General features: G+C 51.4%; 12 protein-coding genes and 1 tRNA gene. 3 read left to right on the top strand and 10 right to left on the bottom strand.

The window, feature by feature from the left end:
- The 3 genes from KGI06_03005 to KGI06_02995 all read right to left on the bottom strand — a co-directional run bounded on the left by KGI06_03005 (position 1) and on the right by KGI06_02995 (position 1,770).
- The gene (locus KGI06_03005) at positions 1 to 1,182 is read right to left on the bottom strand and encodes a tyrosine-type recombinase/integrase (protein MDE1871183.1); all 1,182 of its coding nucleotides are present in this window, start codon (positions 1,180 to 1,182) and stop codon (positions 1 to 3) included.
- A gap of 64 nt (positions 1,183 to 1,246) precedes the next feature.
- Positions 1,247 to 1,320 (bottom strand) — tRNA-Arg (locus KGI06_03000).
- Positions 1,321 to 1,434: 114 nt separating this feature from the next.
- The gene (locus tag KGI06_02995) at positions 1,435 to 1,770 is read right to left on the bottom strand and encodes a hypothetical protein (GenBank protein ID MDE1871182.1); all 336 of its coding nucleotides are present in this window, start codon (positions 1,768 to 1,770) and stop codon (positions 1,435 to 1,437) included.
- Between the two features lie 155 nt (positions 1,771 to 1,925).
- Here KGI06_02995 and KGI06_02990 point away from each other — a divergent pair, with 155 nt between their 5' ends.
- Positions 1,926 to 2,771: a deoxyribonuclease IV gene (locus KGI06_02990; protein MDE1871181.1), complete on the top strand. Its 846-nt coding sequence runs from the start codon at positions 1,926 to 1,928 to the stop codon at positions 2,769 to 2,771.
- 3 nt (positions 2,772 to 2,774) lie between these two features.
- On the opposite strand, the gene KGI06_02985 is transcribed toward KGI06_02990, so the two are convergent.
- The 5 genes from KGI06_02985 to uppS all read right to left on the bottom strand — a co-directional run bounded on the left by KGI06_02985 (position 2,775) and on the right by uppS (position 8,144).
- Entirely contained in the window at positions 2,775 to 3,767 is a 993-nt protein-coding gene (locus KGI06_02985) for a hypothetical protein (protein MDE1871180.1), read from the bottom strand.
- Positions 3,768 to 3,776: 9 nt separating this feature from the next.
- Positions 3,777 to 5,081, bottom strand: a complete 1,305-nt coding sequence (asnS, locus tag KGI06_02980; GenBank protein ID MDE1871179.1) for an asparagine--tRNA ligase — start codon at positions 5,079 to 5,081, stop codon at positions 3,777 to 3,779.
- Positions 5,082 to 5,141: 60 nt separating this feature from the next.
- Positions 5,142 to 5,486, bottom strand: coding sequence for a hypothetical protein (locus KGI06_02975; GenBank protein MDE1871178.1), 345 nt, complete (start codon positions 5,484 to 5,486; stop codon positions 5,142 to 5,144).
- Between the two features lie 71 nt (positions 5,487 to 5,557).
- Positions 5,558 to 7,405, bottom strand: a complete 1,848-nt coding sequence (locus KGI06_02970; protein MDE1871177.1) for a DUF2070 family protein — start codon at positions 7,403 to 7,405, stop codon at positions 5,558 to 5,560.
- Between the two features lie 16 nt (positions 7,406 to 7,421).
- A complete protein-coding gene (gene uppS, locus KGI06_02965; protein ID MDE1871176.1) occupies positions 7,422 to 8,144 on the bottom strand; it encodes a di-trans,poly-cis-decaprenylcistransferase in 723 nt (240 codons plus the stop codon).
- A 132-nt stretch (positions 8,145 to 8,276) separates the two neighbouring features.
- Here uppS and KGI06_02960 point away from each other — a divergent pair, with 132 nt between their 5' ends.
- Positions 8,277 to 9,512, top strand: coding sequence for a replication factor C large subunit (locus KGI06_02960; protein MDE1871175.1), 1,236 nt, complete (start codon positions 8,277 to 8,279; stop codon positions 9,510 to 9,512).
- Positions 9,513 to 9,576: 64 nt separating this feature from the next.
- Entirely contained in the window at positions 9,577 to 10,059 is a 483-nt protein-coding gene (locus KGI06_02955; GenBank protein ID MDE1871174.1) for a hypothetical protein, read from the top strand.
- On the opposite strand, the gene KGI06_02950 is transcribed toward KGI06_02955, so the two are convergent.
- Both KGI06_02950 and KGI06_02945 read right to left on the bottom strand, forming a co-directional pair.
- Entirely contained in the window at positions 10,051 to 11,454 is a 1,404-nt protein-coding gene (locus tag KGI06_02950) for a hypothetical protein (protein MDE1871173.1), read from the bottom strand. The genes KGI06_02955 and KGI06_02950 overlap by 9 nt on opposite strands.
- Positions 11,451 to 12,545 carry a hypothetical protein gene (locus KGI06_02945; protein MDE1871172.1) on the bottom strand — a complete coding sequence of 365 codons (1,095 nt, stop codon included), beginning with the start codon at positions 12,543 to 12,545 and terminating at the stop codon, positions 11,451 to 11,453. The genes KGI06_02950 and KGI06_02945 overlap by 4 nt, the downstream gene beginning before the upstream one ends.
- Positions 12,546 to 12,564 lie beyond the last annotated feature (19 nt).

The raw sequence follows: 12,564 nt of genomic DNA, 5'->3' as shown, positions 1-12,564 counted from the left end.
TTATTTTTCCATAAATTCTAAAATTTTATTTTTAGTTTGTGGATCCAATTTTTCCATTAACATTTGGATTGCTTGTGTTAACATTTCTACTCTACTCTCTAGTTTTTCTGCCCTATCTATTTGTTGAATTGGACTTATATCTAAAGGACTGCCGCAATTTACACAATGTTTAGCAGTTGCTTCGTTTGAATGGTTGCATTTTAGGCATGATTTTATAGCCAATTTAGGTTTTATTGGCTCTCCTTTGTTGTCTAAAATCCCGTTTGCTTTTAGAACCGCATTGTCTATGTCCCTGCCCGATAAATGCACATATGTAGAGGCCATTTTGCTGTCTCCTACCCAGCCAAAGAAGAACTTTAACTGCTGTTCTGTTAGGCTGTTTGCATAGTAAGAGGCTCTGCTATGCCTGAATAGGTGCGGATAGAGCCGTTTATTGATGTTTGTACGTCCTTTCAGTTGAGAAAGTAGCTTCCTTATGTTTTTGTAATCATATGGTAGACATACTTTTGTAAGGAATAGGGCTTCATTAGGTCCTTTGCTAATGGTTACATTAAGATAATTTACCAGATATGGCACAGCAAAGACTATCGGCACTCTTCTCATGCCTGTTTTCCCGTCTACCTTGATGTAGCTTGCAGTATCTTTGTTCAGAACAATATCCCTGTGCTTAAGATTTAACAGCTCTCCTACCCTAATGCCAGTATCCCACAATAGGGCTATTATTGCCCTATCCCTTTGGTTCTTACAACCTTCCAGGAGCTTTACTATGTCGTCCTCTGTTAGAAGTTCCTCTGGTAGCTTGGTGGTGTTGGATCGCTCTATCTTTATCCACTTTACAAGATCAGGGAATACCTCTGATTCGTAGAGCCACCTATAGAAGCTCTTTATGGTCAGTTTTGTCCTGTTTTTACTTATTTCAGCTAGACTGCTCTTACCTATGTAGACTACCAAGTTCTCTATATCGCTCTTTGTGGCCTTCTTTGCGTCCTTCCCTATAAGCCTTAGGAAATACCTTAGTTCGTGGATCCTTCTTTCAACAGTCCTTTCCTTCCTGTTGTTTATTTCCAGGTATTTCGCATATTTCAGGGCATACGACCTGTTAGGCTCTGTAGCCTCCTCTTCCAGTTTTCGTAGCTCTAATGCTAACCTATAGGCTCCGTTGTGAAGGTAGTCTTTTGGCATAGATTTAATCAAATCTACGGCTTTTAAGGCTGGTTGGGTAGTGGCGTTGAACCTTTGATTATCACGCCCTCGCCGGGATTTGAACCCGGATCACAGGCTCCGCAAGCCCGCGTTCTATCCAAGTTATACTACAAGGGCATAATGCCTAGTCTCAATCCATTATAAATCTGCAAGAATAGTTAAAAATACCTGCAGTTTTGCGGCCGCATGCATTTGCTAGGAACAGTTTCTGGATGTAGGCCAACAGAGCGCCTACTGAGGCATTATCTGGGGCACAGGCTCTATTACAGGCATGCTGTTCACAATCGCTATCCTTGGGACGCTTATCCTCGGCCTTGCCTGCCTTGCGCGCATTTTCCTGCCTTTCTTCATGTACCTTATTCTGTTTCCCTTTATCTTGCCCTTTCCCGCGAGCTCCACATCAGATATGTTTATCATCTTCCTCCTTCCTGCATAATTGGCATAAAGCGATGCCTCGTCTATCAGCTCCTTGACGGTGTTTTGCAATTCCCTCTCCAGGCTTATGAGCGCCCTTTCGTTTATCCTCTCCGCGCCCGCATCTTTCAAAAACTGCTCTATATCATACATGCTAAACACTCGTCTTTTATTTCCCAAACTAACACCCCGCGGAGACTATTGAAACGGCAATCCTTTTAAATAGATTCGTTTCGTACTGATTAGTGGCATTCTTGCAGCTGCCTTTTTATTACACCATTCTAATTGTATGCCTTTGCGGTGCGACTATGATAAGACTTGGATTTCACCTTTCCATTGCAGGGTCAGTTGCGAACGCGCCGAGGGAGGCTGCCCTGGAGGGATATGGCGCATTTCAGGTATTTACGACAAGCTCCAGGTCCTGGAAGAATTCCGCGATGGATGCGGATGGCTGCTCCGAATTCAAGGAGCTGACTAGGTCCAACGGCCTTGAGGCGTTCGCGCACATACCCTATCTTTGCAACCCCGCGTCTCCGAACGCGGAAGTTTATAGGAAAAGCAAGGAGATGCTGGTAAGCAACATGGGCAACTGCGACGCGCTTGGCATAAAGTACCTTGTCATACACCTTGGATCGCACCTCGGCAAGGGCATCGGGATCGGGATGGAGAACATATGCGGCGCTGTTTCCAATGCAATTGATTCAGCAGGCAACGTCGATATACTCCTTGAGAACGGCTCTGGCTACACCAACTGCGTCGGCTCTAGGTTCGAGGACATAGGGAAGATAATGGACGTTCTGGATTCGGATAGGATCGGCCTGTGCTTTGACACCTGCCATGCGTTTGCGGCTGGGTATGACATAAGCGATTCCGACGGAGTGGATAAAACAGTGGAAGAGCTCGAAAGGTGCATCGGGCTTTCGAGGCTGAAGCTGGTCCACCTCAATGACGCCAAATACCCCATTGGCAGCGGCCTGGACAGGCACGAGCACATAGGCAGGGGCAACATAGGAAGGGAGGGATTCGTTGCCCTTTTTTGCAACGGCGCATTCAGGAACGGCTCTTTCGTAATGGAGCTGCCTGCGGACAGCAATGGAGGCCATGCGGACGACATGCATGCTGTCGGGTCCATAATGGCCGATGCGGGCATATGAGATTCATATGCCGGTAAGCGCCTTGAGCAGCGCTATTACTATGCCGCTCCTTATGTTGTCGTCTATAGACAGGTCTATGCTCTCCACGAACGCAAGTATCGCGGCGAACAGGAGCCCGTACAGGCCGAGTATCAGGTAGCCGCCCACGGCCGCAACGGCGAAGAACGCAAGCGTCCCAACTATCGTCTTGTACCTGTTGTACGGCAATGACGACGCGCCCCTTGCGCTTATCCCGACGATAGTGGCTATCGAATCCGCGAAGAACAGTACTATTATCCCGAAAAGCAGCATGTTGGCGCCGCTGGTGAACCCTATCACGAGTGCCGTGCTCGCAGCAAGGTACGTGGCGCCCTGCCCGTAGGTTGAGTCTTTCCTCTCAAGGTCCATCGCCCGCCTGTAAAAAGACCCTATCCTTATGTTCGCAAGAAGGTTGTTGAATGCGTATCCTAGAAGCATAAGCCCGAATATTATGCTTACGGATGAGGAATAATGGAATACCAGCATGACACCCACAAGCACTATTCCAAGCAGTATCTGCACCATGTCCCTGTTTATCTCCTTTTTCTTCTGCTTCTTAGCCTTGTCGGACCTTTTCGGGCCTAGCACGAATTCCCTGTACAGCAGGCCGTATATGGTGCCTATGGCGAACATGCCTGCGAACCCGGTATTGGAGGGATAGCCGCTAGCGTATATGATGAATCCTGCAATGAGTAGCAGCATGAGGCCTATGAATATGTAGGGCTTGGTGATGTAGAGTATCGCCAGTATAGTAGATACGAGGGCTATGCATATGTCAAGGGCCAGCAGGTTGTAGTACCCTGCTGATCCGTGGGCGCCTATCAGCCCGTATACAAGATATGCAGTCACTATGCTGGCGAACAGGGGTATTACATTCAGCATCTGCTTCCTCCTCAGCATGTGCGCAAGGTAGGCAGCTAGCGCGAACACTGACAGTATCACGAAAGACAATGTATACGCATTTATTACGTTCTGCATAAAAACACCTTATGGGGACATCCTGTTTATCATCCTTGGGAACGGTATCGCATCCCTTATGTGCTCGAGGTTCAGCATCCACTTTATGAGGCGCTCCGCCCCGAGGCCGAATCCCGAATGCGGCACGGACCCGTACTTCCTCAGGTCTATGTACCATTTATAATTGTCAAGATTGAAATTTAACTCTTTCATCCTTGAGACCAGCTCATCCTCCTTCCAGATCCTCTCGCTGCCTCCTATTATCTCTCCGTGTCCCTTCGGCGCAAGCATGTCTGCGCACGCGACCGTCCTGGGGTCCTTGTCGTTTACAGGCATGTAGAAGGCCTTTATCTCCTTCGGCCAGTTGTACACGAATATGGGCTTTTCCTCATCCATCGTTAGGAGCCTTTCCTCCTCCACGCCGAAGTCGTCGCCCCACTTCTTCGATGATCCCATTTCGCCAAGCTTTGCGATCGCCTGCTCGTATGTCATCTTCCTGAACGGGGGCCTTATCCTTGAAAGAGTTTCTGGGCTTACGTTCAGCGCCTCGAGTATGTCAGCGTTCTTTGATGCGAGCCTGTTAGCCACATAGCTCACCAGCTCTGACTGTAGGCGCATGCTCATGGCGTTGTCGTAGTATGCCATCTCCGGCTCGAGGTGCCAGTATTCCGCAAGGTGCTTGACGGTCCTCGACCTCTCGGCCCTGTAGGATGGCGCCAGCGTATACACCTTGCCTAGCGAGTATACCATAGCCTCGGAGTAGAGCTGCGACGATTCCGTTAGATACACCTTTTTCCCGAAATATTCCACCTCGAACAGGTTGGAGCCAGTCTCGCCGGCGCTTACGGTAAGCAGCGGTGGGCTTATCTCGTAGAACATCCTCCTGTCAAGGAACTCCCTGAGGTACCTGAAGACGTAGGAGCGCGCCCTCATTATCATGCGCATTCTCTGGCTCCTGAGCCAGAGGTGCCTGAAATCCAGGAGGAGCTCAGGGCTCTGGTACTCCGTTATCGGGAACTGGTCTCCGCTGTGAAGCACGTGCAGCTCGCTTGCCTCAAGCTCAACCCCTCCGGGCGCCCTCTCGTCCTTTTTCAGCTTTCCCCTCAATATTATGCTTGATTCAAGATACGCCTTGTCTATGCATTCCCAATCTTTCTCGTTGAGCGACTTCCTGTCTATCACGCACTGCATTGTCCCGGTATGGTCGTGTATCACCGCGAATATCTTGCCTCCGCTGCTCCTCTTCCTGTATATCCAGCCCTTTATGGTTATTTGCCTGCCGATGCTGCGCTTCGCATCGCCTATCGTGGACGACTTCTGGTACATCTTAAGCATGGTAATAATTCATATGGCTGGAATTAATACCTTTTGCATTGCTTAGCCTTTCCTGCCTATTCATCTGGCCCTCGCAGCATTCCGATGGCTTGCGGTATCCTTGCTCTCGATGGCGAAGCTGCCGCTCCTCAGGAAGTCGAGCAGCTCCCTCTTGGTGTGCCTGTTCTCCAGCCTCTTCTTCCTGATGCTGCTCACGCTCTGGGCTATGTCGCCCCGCAATGCCCTTATGCCCTTCACGTCATCCAATTTTGAAATGTCACTGCTGGTCTGCTTCACGTCGCAAAGTATGCCCTTGATCGCGTTCCTGGTTTCCTCCATGTCGCGCAGCATCGCTTCCGTGACCATCCGGTCGCTTCCCCCCATATCCATGTTGGACAGATTCCTGACAAGACTCTTGTGTCTCATTGCAAAACCTTAAGAAGGATTTTCCTGAAAGCTTAATAAAGATTTTGTCCGAAGTTCCCGGTTGCATTGCGTCATATTATGATTATGATCCATGCGGCGACTATGAAGCCGAGCACCACTATTATAGGGACAAGCAGCCTGGTAAGCCCGTATGTGGATCTCGCTATCGTTATCATGTTTTCCATGGTGTCAGGGCCCCAGACCTTGAACCTCTTCATCTCGTTCATGCTGTGGTACACGGTCACAGGGCCTGTGTTCGATATCGCCTCCTCCATCGTGCTGTCCACGAGCTTGATGAGATCGTTGTATCTTGTCTGCCTGCCTAGGACGTTCTTGACGTTCAGCTCCAGGGAGTTCACCGCGTGCGTATCCGTTGTGTACAATTCCGCGTCTATCCCGTACTTCTTCTTGAGATGGGACACCATCGCGTTCCTGAACTGCGGGAGCGCGTTGTTCGAGTTTATCTGTATTATCGCGTACTTGAAGCCGTTGAACTTGAATACCGCAACGTTCATGTTGCCCTTGGCTATGTCCTTCGGGAACCCAAGCCTTGAATGTATCTCCATGCTGGCGACGCCCATGAGCGTCTTTCCGTTCCTGTGCTGCGGCTTGTCCATGGCCCTTATCGCATTTATGTATTCCTTTGATACCTTGGAGTTGAACTTGACGCCGTCGAGCTCGGCCTTGGGCGCGGTCTCGTATCTCGAATTGTGCGCGTCTATCAGAACAGACGTGCCGAACTTTGCGCTCAGTAGCTCGCTGAACAGGATCGCGGATTCCATGGAAACGTCCTCCGTGACCTTGGGCGCCCTTGTGAGCGTAACTAGCGAGACGTTGCCGAAGCCCAGCCTTATTATCTTTGAGTCACCGTACTCGCTCCTTGTATATGAAAATCCGGAGGGCTTCACCTGCCTGCACTCCCTTATGCCGCTTTCGAAAGCGTCCCTTATGCTGTTGAACTGCGTGCTTGACACGGGGTTGTGGTCCATGTCAACGGCGCAGTGCATCACGAACGTGGGCACGCTGTGCCTGGCGTAGGAGTGCCTCTCCAGCATGTACGGAAAGTCGCTTCCTGCAAGAGTGCCGGATGGCCCGTAGTGTATGTTGGGCGCGAAGAATATCGCCTTTATCGATCCCCCGGGCTGCTTGAAGACTAGCGTGTCAGTCCTTATCGTTGTTGGGGTGCCGAAGTTGCGCCCGAACGGCACCGAGGTATTCACGTCGAACAGCCAGTTCTGTATCAGCTGGGAAACCGCATCGAAGCTGTGGAATCCGAAGTTCTTGTTGTAGGGCCTGTCTATGATGTATATTATGGCGTAGCTCACTATCAGGAATATGAATATGCCCGCATAGAGCTTCAGAAGCAGTATGTTGAAAGGGGTCTTGAACGTCAGTATGAGTCCGCTTGCGGGGAGGTACAGCAGCACGTTCAGCGTGGGCTGCACCAGCGCCAGGAGCTCCGCCCTCTTTTTCTGCCCCAGGACGACCTTGTCGGCGAAGAACCACCACACGAATATGCTCGCATCCCCTACGAGTATTATTGCGGTGGATGTAGCGTATGCGTGCGTCAGTATGTACACTATGCTGCCAAGAAGTATGAATATGGAATAGGCTATGGTGCCTATTATGGATATGAAGAATATGTACTTCGAGTCTATGTACCTCTTGACGGACTTCACTATTATTATCGTGAGCAGCGTCGGGAGCATTATCGCGAGTATGCCGGTAACAGCGCCGTTCAGCACTATGTACGTGAAGTGGGAGTTTATCAGGTTGTAGTTGATAAGGGCTACCGAGGCTATGCCCATTATCACGCTCATCACGAAAAGCAGAACGAACAGCACTGTTGTCCTTGGTATCCCGACCGAAAACGGGTTTAGGTCGTTTAGGAATTTATCGTAGCTTCCCTTGTAAGCCATAAAAACACTTGTTCGGCTACTTGCCGAATCTCCTATGCCTTTCGGAGAAGACCTTCAGCGCCTTTTCAAGGTCCTTCTTGTCGAAGTCCGGCCAGTACTTCTTGGCAAAGTAGAGCTCGGAATAATCAGACTGCCAGGGCAGGAACCCCGAAAGCCTCATCTCACCGGATGTCCTTATTATGAAATCAACGTCGGGTATGGATGAGGTCCTCATGCTCTCGTTCACCATGCTTTCGGTTATGTTGCTTATGCCGTCCTTATGCGCGCTGTCCACCACCCTGTTGAATGCGTAGAGCAGGTCGTCCCTGCCGCCGTAGCCTATGAGCAGGTTTATCGTGAAGTCCTTGTACATCATGGTCCTCCGCTCTAGCGACAGCAGGGCATCCTTTACCCTCTTGGGCAGCAGGTCAGAGTTGCCTATTATCTTTATGCTTGCGCCGTTCTTTTTCAGCGTCTCGAATATGTGCGGGTCCTTTGCCGCGTTCACGTAAAGCTTGTATAGTATGTCTATCTCCGTCTTGCTCCTGTTCTTTATGTTCTCCGTTGAAAGGGCCCATACGGTGAGCGTCTTGACACCGAATCCCTTCGCCCATATGCTGAAGTCTATGAATTTCTTCACGCCCTTGTGGTAGCCGTTGAATATCTCGAGCCTGTGGGAACTAGACCACCTCCTGTTTCCATCGGGAATAAGCGCCAGATGTTTAGGTACAAAGGGTAATTGCTTGGTTCTTCTTGCCATTAACATGCCCACTTTATAGACATTTTAGGTCGATAACATTATAATAATTATTATCCTAAATGCTTTAAATAACTTTGTCATTTGAATGCGCCGACAGGTGTGCCGGGCCGCGCTGATGATACGGGTGCTTGCTTGGGAATCGGATACGATCTGTACGATGTCGGCTCTCTTGACGAGATCATAGGCAACGAGCGCCAGCTGAGGAGGATGCGTGATTTCTCAAGGGACGTGAACAACGGCGTGAGGAGGCAGCCGCTGATGGTTTACGGCCCCCCAGGAACAGGGAAAAGCGTTGCGGTGAGCCTGCTGGCAAGGGAGAGCAACTGGAACGTGGTTGAGCTCAACGCAAGCGATTACAGGGACAGGGAGAGCATAGAGGGAATGCTCGCAGCTGCAGCTACTTCAAGGCCGATATTCGGCGGCAGGAACCTGATACTGCTTGACGAGATAGACGAGATAGTGTCCGGGTTCGACAAGGGCGCTGGCGCGGCGATAGTCAGCCTGATAGGCAAGGCGAAGAACCCGGTGATATTCACAGCCAACAACATGTGGGACCAGAGCATAACCTTCCTCAGGAACAGGGTCGATGCGGTGGAGTTCAAGCGCCTTTCCCCGGAGATGATAGAGAGGATACTAACGAACCTGTGCAGGCGCTTCTCCATAAGCGCCAGCAAATCCGTGATAAGCATGATATCGAACAGGGCCAACGGCGACGCAAGGAGCGCGATAAACGACATGTCAGCGATAATGGGCTCCGAGGACGAGGACGTCACGGAGGCGATAGGCCTGCGGGACAGGAAGAAGGACGTCTTCAACGCCCTTGACAAGATATTCCTGACGAACACGATATCCTCGTCACTGAGGGCGATTGTCAACATGGATGTCACAAACGACATGATGATAAAGTGGATAGACGAGAACATACCAAGGAGGTACACTACCAGCGCTGAACTCCGCGACGCCTTCGGATCGCTCTCCGATGCAACGGTATTTTCCACGAGGGCCATGCGCGCGCAGTACTACACCTACTGGAGGTACATGAACGTGCTGATGTCAAGCGGCGTCGCGCTTTCCAAGGGCAGGTACCCGAGCAGCATGTACGGATACGCCTTCCCGAAGGTGATAAAGGAGATGAGCGTATCCAAGTCATCCAGGGGCATGGAGAGGGAGATAGCCGCAAAGCTGCAGCGCGTCTTCCACTCGAGCATAAAGAGGATAGTGAGGGAGGAGATGCGCATGCTCTCGCGCTCCGCTGCATCATCGGTAAAGGAGGGCCGCTGCTCGAAATCCGAGCTGTCCGACTACCTCATGTCCGCATACCTGCTTGACGAAAAGGAGACCAGGTACCTTTTGGGCGAAAGCGGCTGACGCGGAAACTGCGCACATAGGTTTTTAACTTTTGGCAGAGCATCCTAAGCATTCAACTGATTGTATGGCTGGGACTGCAAGGGCGCAGAGCGCAACCGAATACCTCATAACGTACAGCTGGGCGATCATCATAATAGCGGTGACCCTTGCGGCACTGTACGCCCTGGGCCTGTTCAACCCCAGCTCCTTCGTCTCAAACCAGTGCATATTCCCTGCGGATTTCAGCTGCATAAGCGGGTTTTTCTATTCGAACGGCACGCTTAGCATAAATTTCGTGCAGGCTACATCAACAGCTATAAACATAACTGCGGTAAGGTGCAATTCAGATGACATAACCAACGGCACAAACCTAACCCAGTACTCCCCAGCATATTACGTGCCGGTAGGAGGCAACATAACGCTAACCGCAAAATGCTATGCGAACGGCACAGTTTTCACATCGCAGCCGGGAACTCTCTACAGGGGCTACGTGATAGTCAACTATACGAACCTGCAGACCGGGTTTCAGCACGTCCTTATAGGCAAGATACTGGAGAAGTCAAGCTGAGCCGCCTGTCGCGCCTATCCCAAGCTCGGCAAGGAGCATCCTTATAGTCTCGTCTATGTGCTCCCTGTCGGTCCTTATGCTTGCAGCCTGCCTGTGGCCGCCCCCGGTTGCCAGGCCGTGGCTCATATCCTTAAGCCTTTCTATAATGCCGAGTATGTCCACCTTTTCCCCGATGTCGCTGCTTACTCTTATCGATACGTAATTGCCGTAATGCACTATAGTAACGGTCCTGCCGTTGTTGATGGATTCAAGCCTGCTCTGCAGCTTGGAGCTGTACCTTCCAGGTAACGGGTAATCGGCGCGTGACCTAGCTATCGGGGTGAAGTCCAGGACGCATATCCTTACAGCGTCAGAGTTTATGTACGTGCTTGCGTTCTTTATACCGTAGCTTATCGCCTCGTCCATGAGCTCGCTCGCATGCCTGAAGACCCTTTCCGACTCCCCGCTGTCTTTTATTATGGCGTCCATGCGCCTCGGCTTGCTGTCTGCCTCGCTGCCCCTCGATGTGATGTAGTCCAGTATTATAGAAATCCGCAGCGCGTCCTTGTTGCCGAAATCGGCATAGGCGCTGTAATCGCTGACCAGCGCAGCATCCTTCAGGTCCTCCACGTCAACCCCGGCAAGTACCTGCGCGAAAATGCAGGACAGGAGCCCGGCTGTGAAGTTGGAATCGGCTCCCAGATCGCATGAGTTTATGTAGTGCGTAACCATTTCCCTGGGGAAGCCGTCATACGGCATGTGGTGGTCAAGCCATATTATGTCGCACACACCCTGCGACGCCCTTATCGCGTCAAGGCTTTCCGGGGACGTGCCGAAGTCCGTTATCACGACTATCGGCCGCTCCGCGCTCTCGTACGACTCGAAGACCATCCTGTCGGAATAGAAAGACTCGAGGGTATATGCTATGCTCCTGTTCATGCTCCACGAGACGCTCCTTTCCCCGTCAAAAAGCCTTTCCTGAAGCTCGGAAAGCGCCCTGTGCAGGGCTATTGCGCCCGTTGCGCCGTCGCCGTCGTTGTGGAATCGCACAACTATCGGCGCCCCTGCGACGAATCCCTTGACAAGCAAATGCGCAGCATCCTTCAGCCTTTCGATTATCGTCCCGGAAACGCTCCAGTATTTCTTGCCTCCTGCGATTATCCTTGAGGAATTGGCCTCTATGTCAACAGCTTGCATGGACTCGGAAAGCATTTGGCCGTACATTGCCTTGTCGGACAGCTTCCTCACCGACGCCGGCTTCCCATCCCTCATATCCACGCTGTCGTAAAGGCCGAGCTGTATGCCGCTTTTCGTCTGGAGCGCCTTTTGCCCTATTATGTTGTATATGTTGTCGGACGGATTGTGCGATATCCTTATCGAGGTAACTATCCCGCTGCCTTCCATCGGATCCCTCATTTTATTACGTATGACGCCGACGAATAGCATGCCTGCTGCGCTGTGTCGTTGCCCCTTATGTAGCTGCAGTAGGAGCTGTCGTTATAGGCCGATGCGAGCTGCACTATGCACGTGTTCATGTATATCGTGCTGTTTATCGCAAGGCATGAGGACACGTTCTGCTGCGCCAGCGCCTTTTCGGTGAATACGGTATATGTGCAGAGGTCCATCGCATAGGAGGGCGCAGATGCGCATATGGCGCTTGCGTTGTTGAACTGCGCGGTAGAGTTGGAGCTGTTGAAGTAGTTGCGGCAGGGCCCTGAAAGCGTAGGCCCTGTGCTGCTGCACAGGGTGCTGTTGCGGCTTGATGTGGCTACATCGTAGTAGCAGTACTGCCTGAGTGTTACGTTGAGCTCGGAGAAGGATACGTAATCGTAGGAGAAGGAGTTGCCGCTCAGGTAGTCCTTGGAAGCGAGTATCGTAAGCAGGGTGCCGTTGGTCTCGTTCGGCAGCATGGAGCAGTAGCGCTGCACGCCGAAGGACTTTGCTGCGCTATAATAGTATATGTAGCTGCAGAGTGCCTTTTGGCTAGCGTTGGATATCGCTTCGCAGTAGCTCAGGCTGCTGAAGACGTGCTCCCTTGCGATGCTGAAGGCGCATACCGACTCGTTCTTGCCGGAAAGCCTCGCGCAGTAGCCGGGGTTCGCCGTGGAATAGCTTATGTTCATCACGCAATCGGAGTACTCGGCGCTGGCGTTCGATATCATGTCGCATATGCTTATGTTGCGCTCCCTCTTTGCTATGCTGCCTATGCAGCCGTATGAGGCGCTTCCTTGCGGAAGAATGGAGCACATGGAGTAGTTGCCAGTATTACCTGCAAGATCGTATATGCAGCTGTCCCTCTGCTGCCTGAATATTATGCGTTTGCAGCCCTGCAGGGCGGACGAGCCCACGCTTTCGGTGACCAGAGTCGCAACCGCAAGTATCACCAGAATCGCAACGAATCCGAGTGCGAGAAGCTTCCTCTCCCTCTCGCTCACTAGCGGCTCGTTCCCTTTTCCGGATTTGCCCCTGAAGGAGAGCGCCTCCCTTATACCCTTTAGCAAAGACATGAAGACACAGATCGTTTGT

This window comes from Candidatus Micrarchaeota archaeon (assembly GCA_028866575.1).
Lineage (GTDB): Archaea > Micrarchaeota > Micrarchaeia > Micrarchaeales > Micrarchaeaceae > UBA12276.
The sequence above is the reverse complement of the archived record's forward strand: the minus strand, read 5'-3'. Positions and strand labels throughout refer to the sequence as shown.